This window comes from Arthrobacter sp. TS-15 (genome assembly GCF_006964045.1).
Classification (GTDB): domain Bacteria; phylum Actinomycetota; class Actinomycetes; order Actinomycetales; family Micrococcaceae; genus Arthrobacter.
The window spans coordinates 1-16042 of sequence record NZ_SDXQ01000036.1 but is presented as its reverse complement, the minus strand read 5'-3'; the positions used below and the strand labels follow the sequence as shown (position 1 = coordinate 16042).

Annotated in this window: 15 protein-coding genes, 1 tRNA gene and 1 pseudogene; 4 read left to right on the top strand and 13 right to left on the bottom strand. The window is 60.6% G+C overall.

The features are described from left to right. The first annotated feature begins 7 nt into the window (after positions 1 to 7). Entirely contained in the window at positions 8 to 592 is a 585-nt protein-coding gene (gene epsC, locus EU811_RS13980; RefSeq protein WP_142938970.1) for a serine O-acetyltransferase EpsC, read from the top strand. Here the strand turns inward: epsC and EU811_RS13975 are convergent. Both EU811_RS13975 and gndA read right to left on the bottom strand, forming a co-directional pair. Next, on the bottom strand, positions 589 to 1428 hold the full coding sequence (locus tag EU811_RS13975; RefSeq protein ID WP_142938969.1) for an oxidoreductase: 840 nt from the start codon (positions 1426 to 1428) through the stop codon (positions 589 to 591). The two genes, epsC and EU811_RS13975, sit on opposite strands and share 4 nt — an antisense overlap. 97 nt (positions 1429 to 1525) lie before the next feature. Then, entirely contained in the window at positions 1526 to 2962 is a 1437-nt protein-coding gene (gene gndA, locus EU811_RS13970) for an NADP-dependent phosphogluconate dehydrogenase (RefSeq protein WP_142938968.1), read from the bottom strand. A gap of 233 nt (positions 2963 to 3195) precedes the next feature. On the opposite strand from gndA, the gene EU811_RS13965 reads away from it, so the two are divergent. Further along, a complete protein-coding gene (locus EU811_RS13965) occupies positions 3196 to 3924 on the top strand; it encodes a FadR/GntR family transcriptional regulator (RefSeq protein WP_142938967.1) in 729 nt (242 codons plus the stop codon). Positions 3925 to 3927: 3 nt separating this feature from the next. Here the strand turns inward: EU811_RS13965 and EU811_RS13960 are convergent, their stop codons facing one another. From EU811_RS13960 to EU811_RS13950, 3 genes are read right to left on the bottom strand one after another with little or no spacing between them, the layout of a single operon-like run. Beyond that, the gene (locus tag EU811_RS13960; RefSeq protein ID WP_142938966.1) at positions 3928 to 4977 is read right to left on the bottom strand and encodes an L-idonate 5-dehydrogenase; all 1050 of its coding nucleotides are present in this window, start codon (positions 4975 to 4977) and stop codon (positions 3928 to 3930) included. Next, positions 4977 to 5747 (bottom strand): SDR family oxidoreductase, encoded by a 771-nt coding sequence (locus EU811_RS13955; RefSeq protein ID WP_142939134.1) that lies wholly within the window; start codon positions 5745 to 5747, stop codon positions 4977 to 4979. The genes EU811_RS13960 and EU811_RS13955 overlap by 1 nt, the downstream gene beginning before the upstream one ends. Before the next feature lie 36 nt (positions 5748 to 5783). Continuing rightward, positions 5784 to 6695: an NAD(P)-dependent oxidoreductase gene (locus tag EU811_RS13950; RefSeq protein WP_142938965.1), complete on the bottom strand. Its 912-nt coding sequence runs from the start codon at positions 6693 to 6695 to the stop codon at positions 5784 to 5786. 68 nt (positions 6696 to 6763) lie between these two features. Between EU811_RS13950 and EU811_RS13945 the strand changes: the two genes are divergently transcribed. Continuing rightward, positions 6764 to 7831, top strand: coding sequence for a D-2-hydroxyacid dehydrogenase (locus EU811_RS13945; RefSeq protein ID WP_142938964.1), 1068 nt, complete (start codon positions 6764 to 6766; stop codon positions 7829 to 7831). A gap of 8 nt (positions 7832 to 7839) precedes the next feature. On the opposite strand, the gene EU811_RS13940 is transcribed toward EU811_RS13945, so the two are convergent. From EU811_RS13940 to EU811_RS13905, 8 genes are all read right to left on the bottom strand, one after another. Then, positions 7840 to 9897, bottom strand: coding sequence for an acyltransferase family protein (locus EU811_RS13940; protein ID WP_142938963.1), 2058 nt, complete (start codon positions 9895 to 9897; stop codon positions 7840 to 7842). Between the two features lie 176 nt (positions 9898 to 10073). Next, on the bottom strand, positions 10074 to 11432 hold the full coding sequence (locus tag EU811_RS13935) for an MFS transporter (protein ID WP_142938962.1): 1359 nt from the start codon (positions 11430 to 11432) through the stop codon (positions 10074 to 10076). A 141-nt stretch (positions 11433 to 11573) separates the two neighbouring features. Beyond that, positions 11574 to 12368 carry an IclR family transcriptional regulator gene (locus tag EU811_RS13930; RefSeq protein WP_142938961.1) on the bottom strand — a complete coding sequence of 265 codons (795 nt, stop codon included), beginning with the start codon at positions 12366 to 12368 and terminating at the stop codon, positions 11574 to 11576. Positions 12369 to 12589: 221 nt separating this feature from the next. Next, positions 12590 to 12880 carry a hypothetical protein gene (locus EU811_RS13925; protein WP_142938960.1) on the bottom strand — a complete coding sequence of 97 codons (291 nt, stop codon included), beginning with the start codon at positions 12878 to 12880 and terminating at the stop codon, positions 12590 to 12592. Positions 12881 to 13005: 125 nt separating this feature from the next. Continuing rightward, positions 13006 to 13081, bottom strand: a tRNA-Val gene (locus EU811_RS13920). A 66-nt stretch (positions 13082 to 13147) separates the two neighbouring features. Further along, on the bottom strand, positions 13148 to 14077 hold the full coding sequence (locus tag EU811_RS13915; RefSeq protein ID WP_187697195.1) for an NAD-dependent protein deacetylase: 930 nt from the start codon (positions 14075 to 14077) through the stop codon (positions 13148 to 13150). Positions 14078 to 14106: 29 nt separating this feature from the next. After that, positions 14107 to 14604, bottom strand: coding sequence for a peroxiredoxin (locus EU811_RS13910; protein WP_142938958.1), 498 nt, complete (start codon positions 14602 to 14604; stop codon positions 14107 to 14109). Beyond that, entirely contained in the window at positions 14601 to 15020 is a 420-nt protein-coding gene (locus tag EU811_RS13905) for a DUF3052 domain-containing protein (protein ID WP_024817136.1), read from the bottom strand. Before EU811_RS13905 ends, EU811_RS13910 begins: the two co-directional genes overlap by 4 nt. A gap of 408 nt (positions 15021 to 15428) precedes the next feature. On the opposite strand from EU811_RS13905, the pseudogene EU811_RS13900 reads away from it, so the two are divergent. After that, a pseudogene (locus tag EU811_RS13900) lies at positions 15429 to 16042 on the top strand (pyruvate dehydrogenase (acetyl-transferring), homodimeric type); the annotation flags it as partial.

Sequence of the window (16042 nt, the reverse complement as noted above, 5' to 3'; positions counted from 1 at the left end):
GGTCTTTGTGAGCTTCTTCGCAAGGCTTAAGGAAGACCTCGACGCCGCCCGGTCCCACGACCCGGCGGCTCGAGGCTCTTTTGAGAACTTTTTCGCCTACTCCGGACTGCACGCCATTTGGGCGCATCGGATAACTCATCGGCTCTGGCAGAATCCGGCGCTCCGTTTTCCTGCGCGCCTGATATCCCAGTTGGCTCGATTCCTCACCGGCATCGAAATCCATCCCGGCGCGACCATTGGCCGGCGGTTCTTCATTGATCACGGCATGGGAGTGGTGATTGGTGAAACAGCCGAGATCGGCGAGGACGTGATGATTTACCACGGAGTAACGCTCGGCGGACGATCGTTGGCCAAGGTCAAGCGTCACCCAACCATCGGCGACCGCGTCACCATTGGAGCCGGTGCAAAGGTCTTGGGTCCCATTATCATCGGTGCCGGCAGCGCTATCGGCGCCAACGCCGTGGTGGTGAAGGACGCACCACCGGAGTCCATCATCACAGGCATCCCCGCCACGTGGCGGCACCGTGATGCCCGGTCCGAAACCAAACCGGCGGTGGATCCGGCGGAGTACTACATCGAATACCGGATCTAACCGGCAAGCCTTCGGTAGAAGTTCCAGAAGACAATGTCGAAGGCGCGGTCTGGAAGAATCTTACGCATCGCCAGGACGCCCCAGGCGCCCCTGCCCACCGGGTAACGGGTTCTGGGGCGTTTTGCCGTGGCGGCGCGAGTAATGGTTCTTGCCACAACCCCCGCCGGCGTAGATAACACATGGCCGGTTCCGGAGGTGGATGCCAACGCGGCAGCCACAACGTGCGCTTGTTGCCTGTAGGGCCCGCTGCCCGAGGCCATGAGCAGGCCCTCCCCCGCAATGGCGCCCCACTCACTGTCTGTTCCCGATGGTTCAATAATGACCACGTCGATTCCGTGTGGCTTCAACTCAAGCCGCAACGAATCGCTCATGCCCTCCACCGCAAACTTGGTGCCGTGGTACCAGGCGCCCAACGGCTCATATATTTTGCCGCCTATTGAGGTGATGTTGATGATCCGGCCTGATCCGGCCCTGCGCATCCCGGGAATGACGAGTTGGCTCATCCTCGCCAGGCCCATGACGTTGACCTCAAATTGCCGCCTGCCCTCAGCCAACGGAACTTCCTCCAGTGAGCCATAGGAACCGTAGCCCGCGTTGTTGACCAGCACGTCAATTGGTCCATGGGCAGCTTCGATCAGCGCCACCGCGGACGCCATCGATTCCTCCGACGTGACGTCCAAGGACATGACAGTGATGCCGTGCTGCTTCAGCGGTTCCATCTTGTCCACACGACGTGCGCCTGCGTAGACAGTGAATCCGGCAGCTTGGAGTGCAAGGGCCGTGTCAAAACCGATTCCGGTGGAGGCTCCGGTAACCAGCGCAGTCCGGGCTGCCATGGTGGTCTCCTTCACTTGTGTGGCCGGGCTTTTGGGTACGGCAAAGGCCGGCCCACCCAGCGTAACTGGGAGGAACCGGCCTTGCGGAATGGTGCTGCTAGTGGGTGTCGACGGCCGAGATCTCGGACTTGTCTTCGCCCCAGAGGGTGTGGAACGTACCCTCGGTGTCCACACGACCGTAGGTGTGTGCACCGAAGAGGTCGCGCTGGCCCTGGATCAGGGCGGCGGCAACGCGCTTGCGGCGCAGGCCGTCGTAGTACGCCAGGGAGGACGAGAACACCGGAACGGGGATGCCCAGCTGGACAGCCGTGGCTACAACCCGGCGCCAAGCCGGAAGCGCTTCAGCGATGGCCTTGGTGAAGGCCGGCGCAAACAGCAGGTTGGCGGGCTTCTCATCGGCAGCGTAGGCCTTGGTGATGTCCTTGAGCAGTTCTGCGCGGATGATGCAGCCGGCGCGCCACAGGGAAGCGATCTCGTCCAGCTTGAGGTCCCAGCCGTACTCCTTGGCGGCGGAGGTCAGCATGTCCAGGCCCTGGGCGTAGGAGACCAGCTTGGAGGCGTAGAGAGCCTGGCGGACGTCCTCGACGAAGGTTTCGGGGATTTCCACGGAAGCTTCTTCACCGGCGAGCAGTTCCTGGCCGAGCTTGCGCTGCTCTGTCTGGGAGGACAGTGCGCGGGCGAAAACGGACTCAGCGATGCCGGAGACCGGGGAACCCAGTTCCAGAGCGGAGATGACCGTCCAGCGTCCGGTGCCCTTCTGACCTGCGGCATCCACCACGACGTCAACAAACGGCTTGCCGGTCTTGGCATCAACGTGGCCCAGGACCTCTGCGGAGATTTCGATCAGGAAGGAGGACAGATCGCCCTTGTTCCACTCAGCGAAGATCTTGGACTGCTCGGCGGGCTCAATGCCTGCACCGGAGCGGAGGAGGTCGAATGCTTCACCAATAACCTGCATGTCGGCGTACTCGATGCCATTGTGGACCATCTTGACGAAGTGGCCGGCGCCGTCGGTGCCGATCCATGCACAGCACGGTTCGCCGTCCACCTTGGCGGAGATTTTCTCCAGCAGGGGTCCGAGGGCGTCGTAGGACTCCTTGGAGCCGCCGGGCATGATGGACGGGCCGTTCAGGGCGCCTTCTTCGCCACCGGAGACACCGACGCCGACAAAGTGCAGATCCTTCTTGGCCAGGGCAGCTTCGCGGCGGCGGGTGTCCTCGTAGTGCGAGTTACCGGCATCGATGATGATGTCCCCGGCTTCAAGCAACGGCTCGAGCTGCTCGATCACGTTGTCAACGGGAGCGCCTGCCTTGACCATGATGAGGACGCGGCGGGGCTTTTCAAGGGAGTCGACGAGTTCCTGCAGTGTTTCCGTGCGGATGAAGTCGCCGTCCGTGCCGTGCTTTTCCAGCAGGGCGTCAGTCTTTTCCACGGAGCGGTTGTGGAGAGCCACGGTGAAGCCGTTGCGGGCAAGGTTGCGGGCCAGGTTGGCGCCCATCACCGCAAGGCCGGTGACACCGATGTGTGCTGACATCAAAACTCCATTTCGTTCTTGTACAAGTTCGTGTACAAACAGTCGCCCGATACCCAATGGGGCACGCGGGAAGCGATTTCAAAACCAGGGGCTGTAATAAACCATACGTATTTAAGCCAGGTGCGGGAAAGCGGCGCCCACGTTTTGGAACGGTGCCGCGTCATAAACAGTCTATGATGCCGCCCCGGATTCCTCTGCGCATCTGAGGTCGCCGCGCCACTATGCTTACCTCTATGTCAACCAGCCTCCACCACCGCGCCGTAGAGCACTTGGGCACCAAAATCGTCGGCGGCGCCCTGCCCACGGGCCATGTCATGCTGGCCGAGCATTTGGAAGACGAACTCAAAGTTTCGCGTTCAGTGGTCCGTGAAGCCGTCCGTGTGCTGCAGTCGCTGGGACTTGTGGAGACCATCAAGCGAGTAGGCATCAGGGTCTTGCCGGCACATCGTTGGAACCCTTTCGATCCTCTGGTGATTCGTTGGCGGCTGGCCGGCGAAGGGCGCGGCGCCCAGTTGAGGTCGCTCGCTGAGCTGCGTTCCGCCGTCGAACCTGTAGCAGCGGAACTGGCCGCCGGGAACGCCCCGGAAAGTCTTCGGAAGGAGCTGGTGGGCATCTCCCTTGCCATGAAGGAAGCCGGCGATGCCGGTGACATGGCCCGGTTCCTTGACCTCGACATCAGGTTCCACGCGTTGGTCCTCTCCGGCTCCGGCAACGAAATGTTCGCCAACCTGATTGGCCAGGTCACGGAGACCCTCACAGGTAGAACTGTGCACGGACTTATGCCGGAACATCCCCAGAAGCAAGCGCTTCAGTGGCACATGGACGTCGCCCACGCGATTGATGCGGGCGACGGGTCCGTCGCGCGCGAAGCCGCTGCAAAAATCATGAAGCAGACCATTGCGGAGCTGGCACCCAGTTGGAATGACCAGCCCCGCGTGTTCGTCCCCGTCGCCAGGAACTAGTCTTTATCCCTGAAAGTTCAGCAGCACTTTTCCGGATTCAGCGGAGTTCTTCGCCACCTCAAAAGCCTCCAGGCCCTGGGCAAGGCCGAACTCGTGGGTTACCACGGGGTCGACGAACAGCGAACCATCGGCCAGTGCAGCAATGACCTCATCGATCTCGTCGTTGAAGCGGAACGAGCCAAGGAGTTCCAGCTCGCGGGTGATGGCGAGGGAGATGAACACCGGCTGGGGTCCGGACGGCAGGAGTCCCACCATCACCACCTTGCCGCCGCGAGTAGTGCCCTTGATGGCCGAGGCAAGGCCAAAATGGCTTCCAGAGGATTCAATAACGACGTCGGCGTCCACTGCCGCGATGGCCTCGGTGTTGTCGCCTTTGAGGATCTCATCGGCGCCAACGGCAAGGGCGATTTCCAGGGGCTTGTCATGCATGTCGACGGCGACAATCCGGGCCGCGCCGGCACGCTTCAGGACGGCAACGGCGAGTGCACCGATCGGACCGCTGCCAATCACCAGGGCTGTCTTTCCCCTGACGTCTCCCGCGCGGCTTACGGCGTGCCAAGCGACACTGGCGGGCTCAACCAGGGCGGCAGTACGGAGATTCAGGTTCTCCGGAAGCGGGCGCAGCATCCTTGAGGGAAGGTTTGCGTAGCGGCTGAACGCGCCGTCTGTGTGGGGGTACCGGGCAGCACTGCCAAGGTAGGTGCAGCCCGGGGAGAGGTTGGGCCGTTCCTGGGGGTATCTGACGTCGCCGGGTGCCGGGGTTGCTGGGTGGACGGCCACGGGGGTTCCCTCGGCGGGGCCGGTACCGTCGGCTGCCTGCTGGACCACTACGCCCACGATTTCGTGTCCAAGGACCATGGGCTCTTTGAGGATCGACTCCCCTGCTGCTCCGTGCAGCCAGTAGTGAAGGTCTGATCCGCAGATCCCGCCGTAGGCGATCTCCACGATCGCTTCATCGGTAGCCGGTATTGCCAAGGAGATGTCTTCAATCCTCAGGTCGCCCTTGCCATGGGCAACCACGGCGGGGCCTGAGGCCGGGAGAATAATGCTCATCAGACCACCACCGTCATTCCACCGTCGACGAAGATCGTCTGGCCGTTCACGAAGTTCGAGGCCTGGGAGGCGAGCCATACGGTGGGCCCGGCAAGGTCTGCCGTAGTGCCCCAGCGATTGGCCGGGGTCCGGCCAAGGATCCAGGAATTGAAGTCAGCATCGTCCACCAGGTTTTGGGTCATTTCCGTGTGGATGTACCCCGGCGCGATTCCGTTGATCTGCAAACCGGAGGCGGCCCATTCTGCCGTCATGGCGCGGGTGAGGTTGCGTAGTCCGCCTTTGGCAGCCACATAGGGGGCGATGGTGGGGCGCGCCAGGTCCGTTTGGACCGAGCAGATGTTGATGATCTTGCCGTGTCCCCGGGGGATCATATGCCGTGCCGCTTCCCGGCCTACCAGGAAGGCGCTGGTGAGGTCCGTGGTGATGACGCGGTCCCAGTCCTTGACGTCGAGCTCCAGCATGGGGACACGGTGCTGAATTCCAGCGTTGTTAACCAGGATGTCCAAAGGCCCCACGTTCTGTTCAATCCAAGCCACACCCTCAGCAGCGTCCGTTGCGTCGGTGACATCGAAAGCCCGGCTATGGACCCTTTCCACCGGATAGTCAGCGGCCATGGCCTGGTGGGCTTTCTCCAGGCGTTCAGTGCTGATGCCATTGAGCACCACCGTCGCGCCTGCATCGGCAAGGCCCCTGGCCAGGGCATTGCCGATACCGCGGCTTGAACCAGTGACCAAGGCAACCCGCCCGGTCAGATCAAAAAGTCCATTCATAGTTTTGTTCTTCATTCCTTCTGGTGTTGCGCCGGTTCAGTTGCTGTTCGACGTCGCGGCTGGTGAAAGGCTGAGGTTTGCGATGGCCTGACGGACAACGGCGAGGTCTTGATCACCGAGTCCTTGGCGTTTGAGTTCGGCGTAAAGGTCGATTGCTGCCGATGCCATGGGGACCGCGGAACCAACGGCTTGTGCGCTGGTGAGCACGAAGCCGAGGTCCTTGTGCATGAACTTTGCCGGCCCGGTGGGCGCATAGTCCTTGGCGGCAAGGCGTGGGCCAACGTTCTCCAGCACCCGGCTTCCGGCCAGCCCTCCGGAAAGGACCTCAAAGAGTGCCTGCACGTCCATGCCGGAGCGTTCCGCGAGTTCAGCCGCTTCGGCGAGGGCCGCCGTCGTTGTCCCTACGATGAGTTGGTTGCAGGCTTTGGCGAGCGACCCCGAACCCAGCGGCCCCATGCGCCGGACCGTGGTCCCCATGGTTTCCAGAAGCGGCTTGAGCGCTTCGAACTGGCTTTGGGTGCCGCCCACCATGATGGCAAGGCTTCCGCTGTGCGCCCCGGCGGTACCGCCGCTGACCGGCGCATCCACCACCACGGCATTGCCGCCGGATGCCTCATGAACAGTTTCGCCAAATAGTTGGACCGCGGTGGGGGAAACGCTGCTCATGACGACGACGGCGGTACCCGGCCGGGGTGCCTTGTTCCGCCATGATTCGAGAAGGTCCGCGGCGGCTTCCTCGATGAAGGGCAGATCGGGGAGCATAAAGATGATGGTGTCCTCGTCCCGCAGCTCTGCCACGGCTGCTGCGCGCCGCACGCCGGAGAGGCCTTCAAAGACGGCCCCGGAGCGATTCCAGGCGGTGACGTCCCAACCTGCTCTGGAGATGTTTGATGCCATGGGGGCTCCCATGAGACCTAAGCCAACGAAGCCTACGCGTTTGCTTGTCATGGTGGGTAACCTCACTTCTTTGTGGTCATCTACAGAAATTCTGTTCAATATCCTAGCCGCCATTCAGTATGATGAACACTATGACGACTGATGAACTTACCATCGCCATCGCTGTACCCCTCGAAGCCGAGCATGTAGAGCTGATCCGCGCTGTAGATCCTTCCATAACAGTTCTCTACGAACCCGAGCTCCTGCCGCCGGAACGCTTCCCGGCCGATCACGCCGGCGATCCGGAATTCACGCGCACACCCGAGCAGGAGGAACGTTACTGGGACATGCTCAACCGGGCACAGGTCCTGTACGGCTTCCCCAATGAAAGCCCAGCCGGATTGGCGCGCATCGCTGCGAGCAACCCGCACTTGCAGTGGATTCACGCCATGGCGGCAGGAGCCGGTGGCGCGGTCAAGGCTTCAGGGCTCGACACCGAAACCCTGCAGAAGTTCCGCGTGACCACGTCCGCAGGTGTCCACGCGCTGCCGCTGGCAGAGTTTTCAGCCTTCGGCATCCTCAACGGCTTCAAGCGCAGCGCCGAAATGGCGCAGGATCAAGCCGCCAAGGTTTGGCCAGAGCTGAGAACACCCACCAAACTGGCCAACGGCTCGAAAGTGGTTATCGCCGGCCTCGGTGAAATTGGCATGGAAACTGCCCGAATCGTGCGGGCGCTGGGCATGAAAGTCAGCGGAACCAAGCGCACTGTGGAATCCATCGAGGGAATCGAGGAGGTCACCAACAATGATGGTCTTCCCCGCCTGGTGGCTGATGCCGATGCCGTGATCAATACACTTCCCGGCACGCCGTACACGGAGAATCTTTTCAACAGTGACATTTTCTCCGCCATGAAACCGGGCACCGTGTTTGTGAACGTGGGCCGCGGAACCGTGGTGGATGAAGACGCCTTGCTGGAGGCGCTGAACAACGGCCAGCTTTCATACGCCTGCCTGGACGTTTTCGCGGTGGAACCGCTCCCCCAGGACAGCCCCTTATGGAACCATCCCAAGGTCCTGGTGTCCCCGCACACTTCTGCATTGAGTGCTGCCGAGAACCGGCTCATCGCCGAACGCTTCTGCAGCAACCTGCGCACCTTCCTGGACGGCGGCGAACTCCCCCATCTGGTTGATCCGGTCCACTTCTACTAAGCCGGCAACTACCAACCCGTGGCGTCAAACCACCTCTCGGACAACGTGTCGGTCATGGTCCTGACATAAGTGCTCGAGAGGTGGTTGTCGTCGAGGTATACATAAACGTTGCCCACAATGCCTGGACAGGCCGTGCCGTCACAGATCAGGTCCGTCATGTCCAGGATGGACAATCCCGTGAAAGTCCCTTCCAACTGATCCAAAGGATTGGTCTCGGCGAGCACCGAAGACAGGGCAGGTCGGCACCGCGGATCATCCACTCCGGAGGCCATGGCACATTCACTGGGGCTAAAGGAGAAACGCGGGTTGTCGCGCATGGCGATGACTTCCACGCCCTGATCAGTAATTTCACCCACCAACTCGTCGAGCCCCCACGTGAGGTCCTCGTCAGGTGAGTCGGGAACTGCCGCTGTTCCTACCAGGAAGACAGCATCGGGCCGATGGATACGGATGTGTTCCCTGACGTTCCTGTTGAACGCATTGCATTCGTCCCCTACCTCATCGGTTTCAGTCATGAAAGGGCAGGCACCGAAGGTGACTGCCTGGACACGCCAGCGGTTCTCCTTGGCCAGCGGACCGATCGCTCCGAGCCATTGCAGCGAATGGGACTGACCCACCACAAAGACGGTCTTCTCCGCGTCAGCGCCGACGTCGTTCTGCTGGCACTCTGCAAAAAGCACCGGATCCGTGGGGCGGAGCTCACCGGTACACGGGCCATCGAGCTTTCCCCAATCTTCCGGAAGCTGCTCAGGGGTGGGCAGTGTCCGTGCGCCGTCGCCAACCCGGTCAACGTAGCCAGGTAGCAAGGCCCGCGCTCCGGGGTTGTCATCATCACTTTGCTTGGCAATAAGGTTCTTCTCCGCCTGTTGCTGGAATCCAAACTGCGCCATCGGGGCTGCAGCCACTGCCAGGCAAACCAGCACAGCCACAGCCAGACGACGTTTCCTAGCTTCCGGCCACCTCCATGCACGCAGGGGCTGCTCTACAAACCTGGTGGTGAGAAACGCCAACACCAAGGACGCACCCACAATCAAGGTGCCGGTGATCGCATCTGCGTGGTCTTGGCCGATCCACACCAAGGTGATCACCAACAGCGGCCAATGCCACAGGTAAAGGGCATATGAGGTGGAACCCAGCCCCACCAGCAGCTTGGACGAAAGGATCCTGTCAACTCCGAAGCGGCTTCCAGATTGCCCCGCGACGATGACAGCCACGGCCGCGAGGGTCGGCCACAGCGCCACGAAACCCGGAAACGCGGTCTGGACCTGCAGGACAGCACCGCAGCTCAGCATGGCGGCTATGCCCACCCACCCCAGCACGCCCCTCAGCCCGCGGCCGGGCCGAAGATAGGGAAGCAACAGCGCCACCAGGGTTCCCAACGCAAACTCCCACAGCCGGGCAAACGTATCGAAATATGCAAGTTCCTGATGGGCGGCCGTGAAATAGACCGAATAGGCCAGCGAAACTACAAAAATCAGTCCGAACACTCCTAGCAGCACGGCCCGATACCGCAAGCTGAACCGGCGGCACGCCCAAGCCGTAGCAACAAAAATGGCAGGCCACAGGATGAACACTTGCCCCTGAATGGACAGGGACCAGAAGTGCTGAAAAGGGCTTGCCACGCTGTGGTCTGCTGCGTAGTAGTTGACCACCTGGCGCTGAAGCAGCCAATTTTGAACGTAGAAGAGGGACGCCCAGCCTTGGTTGACTATCTCAATCCATCGCGTGCGGGGAATGACCACATACGTGGCCGCCAACGTGCCAAGCAGCACCACCACGACGGCGGGCAGCAGTCGCCAGAACAGGTGCAACCAGTGCCGCACCAGTGATACCGGCCGGGCATCCTCGAAACGGCTCACGAATTGCAGGGTCATGAGGAACGCCGAAATCAGCAGGAAGACATCCACCCCACCGGAAACCCGGCCAAACCAGATGTGGTAGGTGACGACCATGAGCACGGCCAAAGATCGAAGGCCCTGAATCTCAGGCCTAAACTTTGTACCCCGTCCGCCCGCCCGGACCTGACCAGGACTTTCCGGTGATGTGAGGCCCTTGGTAGCCGTCATGGACACGCTCCTCATTCGCTGCACCAATTCTGCACTGCCACCGGGGTTTTGCCATCACACTCCTCGGACGCGTTTTTGTGTCCAAGACAAAGCAGCGCGGCACCCTCCACAAGGAAGGTGCCGCGCTGTTTCTGTTGGTTTTCAGGTATTCCTGCGCCCGGTTGTTCGTTGGGGAACTACTTAGCGTCTTCCGTGCTGACGAGGTCCCTGCCTGCAGTTTCAGGCGTGAAGAACGTGGTCACGAAGGAGATAAGAGCCAGGACCAGCGAGTAGATGGCCAGGACCAGCCATGAGTGGTTTGTAGCAGCCAACATGAGCGCGCCAAGCAGCGGCGCCAAGCCACCAGCCAGAACCGCTGAAATTTCGCGGCTCATGGCCACGCCGGTGAAACGGTATTGCGATCCGAAGAGTTCGGGGAGCAGAGGGCACTGTGGGCCGAGCATCGACTGGACACCGATTGCAATGCCTACCGCCATGACTACCCAGACCAGAGTGACGTTTCCGAGAGTGACCAGATAGAAGGCGGGAACCGCGATGATCGCCTGGAAGAGAGCTCCATAGCGGTAGACAGGCACTCGACCAAACCTATCGGATAGCGCGCCGAACGTGACCACCAGAACGGCGGCGAACCCGGCCGCAATCAACAACCCAATAGGACCAATCGAGTTGTTGCCTGCAAAAACACCTGCCGGCATGCTCATGAATGACACCAGCAGTGCGGAGTAGATCGATGAGTTGCCGTTCTCTCCCATGCGAAGACCAATGCCCAGCAGGACATTCTTCTTTGAGTGCTTCCAGAGCGCGCCAATCGGATTCTTGACCACGTTCTTGTGCTTCTCCAGCTCCTGGAAGGCCGGGGTTTCCTTGAGCTTGAGGCGGATGAAGATGGCTACTGCGATCAGAATGAAGCTGGCAAGGAAGGGCACTCGCCACAACCAGCCCTGCAGGACGGACTTATCCGCCATCGCAATAAGAGCAAAAGTTCCGGCACCGAGGAGCGTGCCTAACTGGATGCCGACGAACGGCAGCGAAGCGAAGAACCCACGACGGCGACGCGGAGCCACTTCCGAGATCAAAGTTGTTGCGCCGGCCTGCTCCGCCCCGGCTCCCAGTCCCTGAACGATTCGCAGCGTCACCAGCAGAACAGCGCCGAGCATTCCGGCCTGCTCGAACGTAGGGAGCAGGCCGATGGCAAAGCTCGCCGTCCCCATCAACGCGATGGTCAGGATCAGCACCATTTTCCTGCCAAACCTGTCCCCGATGTAGCCGAAGATCAAACCACCAAACGGCCGTGCGGCGAAGCCAACGCCGTAGGTTGCGAAGGAAGCAATCAGTGCGCCATCGGGGCCCAGCGGCGAAAAGAACAGTGGACCAAAGATCAGCGCCGACGCCAAGCCGTAAATGTAGAAGTCGTAGTACTCCAGCGCCGATCCCACAGAGCTGGCCAATGTAGCCCTGCGGAGCTGTTCCGGCTCAACTACGGCGTCGTCAGCCTCGGCTGCGAGCTTTTCATTTGCACGAGTTATCACAAGCACTCCCTCAAAATCACCCCGGGCCCCCGTTGGCCCAGTGAGATAGTGATGGCATCACCGCCAAGATCACTATGATGAACAGCGTACAGCTTGTTGAACGCGCTGCCAAGGTTGTAATCAGATTTATTAATTCGGCCGGTCAGACTAGCCCATGGGGTTGCCCAATGACCGTGCCAACTCCTTGAGTTCCTTGACCATGAGCGCGCCTTGCTCGTCCGAATACGTAGCCTTCAGTGCTGTCACGGACAGACCGAGGCTGGGGCCATGGGCTCCATGAGTGGGGACAGGAACGGCCAGGCACACCACCCCCACGGTGGACTCTTCGTCTTCGAACGCGTACCCCTGCTTACGGATAGCGGAAATCTGCGCCTTGAGCTCCTCAGCAGTCTTGAGGGAGTTGGCAGTCATGGTGGGGAGCGCCATGCCATCAGGGAACATGGAGTCGATATCGTGATCGTGCAGCTGCGCAATGAGCGCCTTACCTACGCTGCACAGCGAGACGGGCATCTTGTCGCCGATATTGGACGTTAACCTAACGGCCGGGTGACCCTCGTACCGGGCCAGGTAGATGACGTGATCACCGTCGAGCATCGCGATCCTTACGGTCTCCCCGGAGAGCGTAGGGGCCTGCTCACAGTATTTATAGAACTCCTGGACCTCGTCGAGTCGACTGAGGTATGCAGCACCGAGTTCAACGAGCTTTCTACCCAAGGCAAAATCCGCGCCCTGCCTGGTGATGAGGCGGGCCTCTTCGAGCGCCAACAGCAGGTTGGAGGTAGAAGACTTGGGGATGCCGAGTTCACGCGAGAGGTCGCTGAGCGTCAAGCGGCCTGCAGGCGACTCCGCAAGCGCCTCCAGCACCGCAGCGGCACGAGTGACGGCGGGCGCCGGCGATGAGGCGCCCAGCCCTTCGGAACGGGAGGAGCGGGAATCGGCCATGATTCTCCTTCAACATCGCAATTCGGTGTCCATTCTGCTGAACAGTACTCATCATAGTGGAATGAGGACCGCAAGAAGGGCTGGAAGCCGACCGCCCTAACCCCTGGTCATGGGCCATACTTTTCAAACCCAAAAGTTCTCTGTATATTCATCTTCGAGCTCTCCACCGCGGCATCCCCCAATAGTCGTGGTGGAGAGCTCATCCATTTCCCCGACCAGTTCTACGCAGCAGCGAGTTCCTCACCCCGTACGGACCAGCTGCCACCGGAACCGTCCCGCACCAATTCCCAGGTGACGATGCCAGACTCCGGGTTGTCTCCCAAGCGAATCTGAACCTGCCAGACTTCAACATCTACCCGCCCCTGCCCCCGCGGCATCCGCCGGGAATCCTCCCACCAGGCAACCCGCTCAAACCAGCGGACAGGTTCCACAACCATGGGCCACTCCCTACCTCCCCGCACTATTACTGCCGGGGCACCTTGCTCAACTGTGGGGATGTATACCTGCTCCATGCAAAGAACCGTAGGGGGTGGCTCTGACATTTAAGGTTTGCGGAAGCTATCGATCCGAGCCGGGATTCGGAGGGACAAAAAACCCCGCCGCCCAAGCCTTATGACTTGAACAGCGGGGTTTTCCTTGGTGGGTCCTACCGGGATCGAACCGATGACATCCACGGTGTAAACGTGGCGCTCTACCAGCTGAGCTAAAGACCCAATGTGCTGTTTCCGCGCTTCGCAACTTCCTCCGCGCTTCAACCAACGAACAATGACTCTACATGATCAACCGCCGGAAACACCAATCGACTCATGAGCCCGGGGAAGATCCGGCAAAGTGCGTGCCAGGTAGTCCAAAGCGCCGCTCACACCCAGCTCCAGTTTCAGCTGTGCAAAGTCATCCCCACGGGTAGTTCCGCGGTTGATGATAACCACTGGCTTTTCCGCTTTAGCAGCGTGCCGCACGAACCGCAGTCCACTCTGAACCGTCAGTGACGACCCCGCCACGAGGAGTGCCTCCGCATCATCCACCATCCCGTAGGCGCGGGCCACACGGTCCTTGGGGACGTTCTCTCCGAAGTACACGAAGTCCGGCTTCAACGTCCCGCCGCAGATGGGGCACACAGCCATAACGAACGAGGTGATGAGCTCAGAATCCTCCACCGTGGCATCGGCATCCGGAGCCATTTCCACCACTCCGGATTCCAACGCGGCTTCCAGGAAACCGGGATTGATTTCTTCAAGGATTGCTGCGATCAAGCGCCTGCTGAAGGTGTGCCCGTTATCCAGGCAAATGACCTGGTCAAAGCGCCCATGCAGGTCCACCACGTTGAGGCTTCCGGCGTCCTCGTGCAACCTGTCAACGTTTTGGGTGATAAGACCTGTCAGCAAACCTCGCCGCTCCAGAAGGGCGACGGCCATATGCCCGGCATTAGGATCGGCGTGCCTGAGATGGGACCACCCAAGGTGGTTCCGCGCCCAATAACGGCGACGATTCGGCTCACTTCCTATGAACTCCTGGTAGGTCATGGGGTTCCGAGGCGCAGAACCCGGTCCTCGGTAATCAGGAATTCCGGAATCGGTACTCAACCCGGCCCCCGTGAGAACAGCCAAGCGCTTCCCCCCAAGGAGATCCAAGGCAGCCCTCAGTTCTTCCAGTTCCTTGGGGCTCAGTTGCGCGGCCGGCGCAGGGGCCATGCTGGCAAATCCAGTCATACCCACCCCGGGGCTGTGACGGCTCACGACTACTGCCCTGCCAACGCCGACAACGCCCGACGGTACTCGGCAAAGTCCCTTGCCTGGCCGCGAGGGTTGATAACCACATATTGGACGAGTCCCGAAGCGTCGATGATGAACGTCCCCCTCAACGCCATGCCACTCGCTTCGTCGAAGACACCGTAGTTTCTTGCTACCGCCCCGTGTGGCCAAAAGTCTGCCAAGAGATCAAAGCCGAACTGCTCGTGCTCAGCGTAGGCCCGCTGGGCGAACTTACTGTCAACGGAAATGGCCAATACCGTGGCGTTCGAATCCTTGAAGGCAGCGATGTTGTCGCGAATCTCACAAAGTTCCCCCGTGCAAATCCCGGAGAAGGCAAAAGGAAAGAACACGACAACAACGTTGCGGCCTTGGAAGTCGGTCAAGCGCACAGGCTCGCCGTACTGGTTCAGCAGTTCAAAATCCGGTGCGAGCTGCCCTACTTGGGGAGCGAGCACGAAGGCAGGTGCCTGCTGGACTTCGGTCACTTGTTCTTCTTGGGCACCAAACGCGTGGCGCTCCAGTCCTTTGAAACCCCTGCCGATGTAGTCAGGTGCAACCCGGAGGTGGGTGCGGCATCCTGGATGTCTGCCGGAGATACGTAGTTGTCACGGCCTGACTTTGGCGTCAGCACCCAAACAACTCCGCCTTCCTTCAGGTTGGTGAGAGAGTCCATGAGGGCATCAACAAGGTCACCGTCGCCGTCACGCCACCAGAAAACAACAGCATCCACGACATCATGATCATCTTCATCCAACAACTCGGAGCCAGTGACATCTTCGATGTCCTCACGCAAGTCGAAATCGACGTCGTCGTCGTAGCCGCGTTCCTGAATCAGATCCCCATCTTTGAAACCCATTCTTTCCGCCACATTTACCGATGTGGCGGCGTCGGCCTCGCTCACGTTTCCTCCTTTTGCAGTGACTTCCATTACTAATAGCCAACACCCTTTGGGCGTGTGCTTCAAGCCATTGTCCCAGCCAGCGGCCATATTCCGCATTCCACACGGTGTTTTGGGTCCTCGAAGATCGCGTGCTTTGCGTCACGGAGGGGCCCGGACTGTGACATACAACGCTCCTCAGGTCCCGCGGCTACGCATCGCGACGCCGCGAAAGCTAGAGTGGCCATGAGCGCTACGGCTGCAGGGCGATCGCCCCGGGAAGTTCCCAAAGGCAGCCACGCGCTCACAAGACCTGCCCGGCGCATCCGACCGGGCTGTTGAAACAGAGATGTCGCACACGACGCGTTCACGACGGGCAGATACCCTGCCGGACTTGAGGCGCCGATGCATGCGCCTAAAGGAAGGTTGGACGTGGCTGCAGGAGAAGAGACCTCACACATCCTCAGCGGGTTGACTGCCCAGCTGCCTGATCGTGATCCGGAAGAGACCGCGGAGTGGATTGAGTCCCTTGATGCGTTGATCGCGGAGCAGGGTACCGAGCGTGCCCAGTACATTATGCGTTCGTTGTTGCAGCGTGCCGGTGCGAGGTCGGTGGGTGTGCCGATGGTGACGACCACTGATTATGTGAACACGATCCCGGTGGACCAGGAAGCACAGTTCCCGGGGAACGAGGAGTTCGAGCGCCGGTACCGGGCTTATATGCGGTGGAACGCTGCGGTGATGGTCCATCGTGCGCAGCGGTCCGATATTGGTGTGGGCGGGCACATTTCCACTTATGCCGGTGCTGCGACCCTGTATGAGGTGGGGTTCAACCACTTCTTCCGCGGCAAGGACCACCCCAGTGGCGGGGATCAGGTGTTTTTCCAGGGTCACGCCTCGCCGGGCATGTACGCCCGGGCGTTCATGGAAGGCCGGCTCACGGAAGAGGACTTGGACGGGTTCCGTCAGGAAAAGTCCAAAGAAGGCCACGCCCTGTCCTCCTACCCGCACCCGCGCCTGATGCCTGATTTCTGGGAATTCCCCAC

Coding starts and splice junctions, on each gene's coding strand:
- EU811_RS13930 (WP_142938961.1), bottom strand. CDS start 12,368: ATGGCCGATTCCCGCTCCTCCCGTTCCGAAGGGCTGGGCGCCTCATCG.
- EU811_RS13960 (WP_142938966.1), bottom strand. CDS start 4,977: ATGAGCATTATTCTCCCGGCCTCAGGCCCCGCCGTGGTTGCCCATGGC.
- EU811_RS13945 (WP_142938964.1), top strand. CDS start 6,764: ATGATGAACACTATGACGACTGATGAACTTACCATCGCCATCGCTGTA.
- EU811_RS13925 (WP_142938960.1), bottom strand. CDS start 12,880: ATGGAGCAGGTATACATCCCCACAGTTGAGCAAGGTGCCCCGGCAGTA.
- EU811_RS13955 (WP_142939134.1), bottom strand. CDS start 5,747: ATGAATGGACTTTTTGATCTGACCGGGCGGGTTGCCTTGGTCACTGGT.
- EU811_RS13940 (WP_142938963.1), bottom strand. CDS start 9,897: ATGACGGCTACCAAGGGCCTCACATCACCGGAAAGTCCTGGTCAGGTC.
- EU811_RS13975 (WP_142938969.1), bottom strand. CDS start 1,428: ATGGCAGCCCGGACTGCGCTGGTTACCGGAGCCTCCACCGGAATCGGT.
- gndA (WP_142938968.1), bottom strand. CDS start 2,962: ATGTCAGCACACATCGGTGTCACCGGCCTTGCGGTGATGGGCGCCAAC.
- EU811_RS13950 (WP_142938965.1), bottom strand. CDS start 6,695: ATGACAAGCAAACGCGTAGGCTTCGTTGGCTTAGGTCTCATGGGAGCC.
- EU811_RS13965 (WP_142938967.1), top strand. CDS start 3,196: ATGTCAACCAGCCTCCACCACCGCGCCGTAGAGCACTTGGGCACCAAA.
- EU811_RS13915 (WP_187697195.1), bottom strand. CDS start 14,077: ATGACTGGATTTGCCAGCATGGCCCCTGCGCCGGCCGCGCAACTGAGC.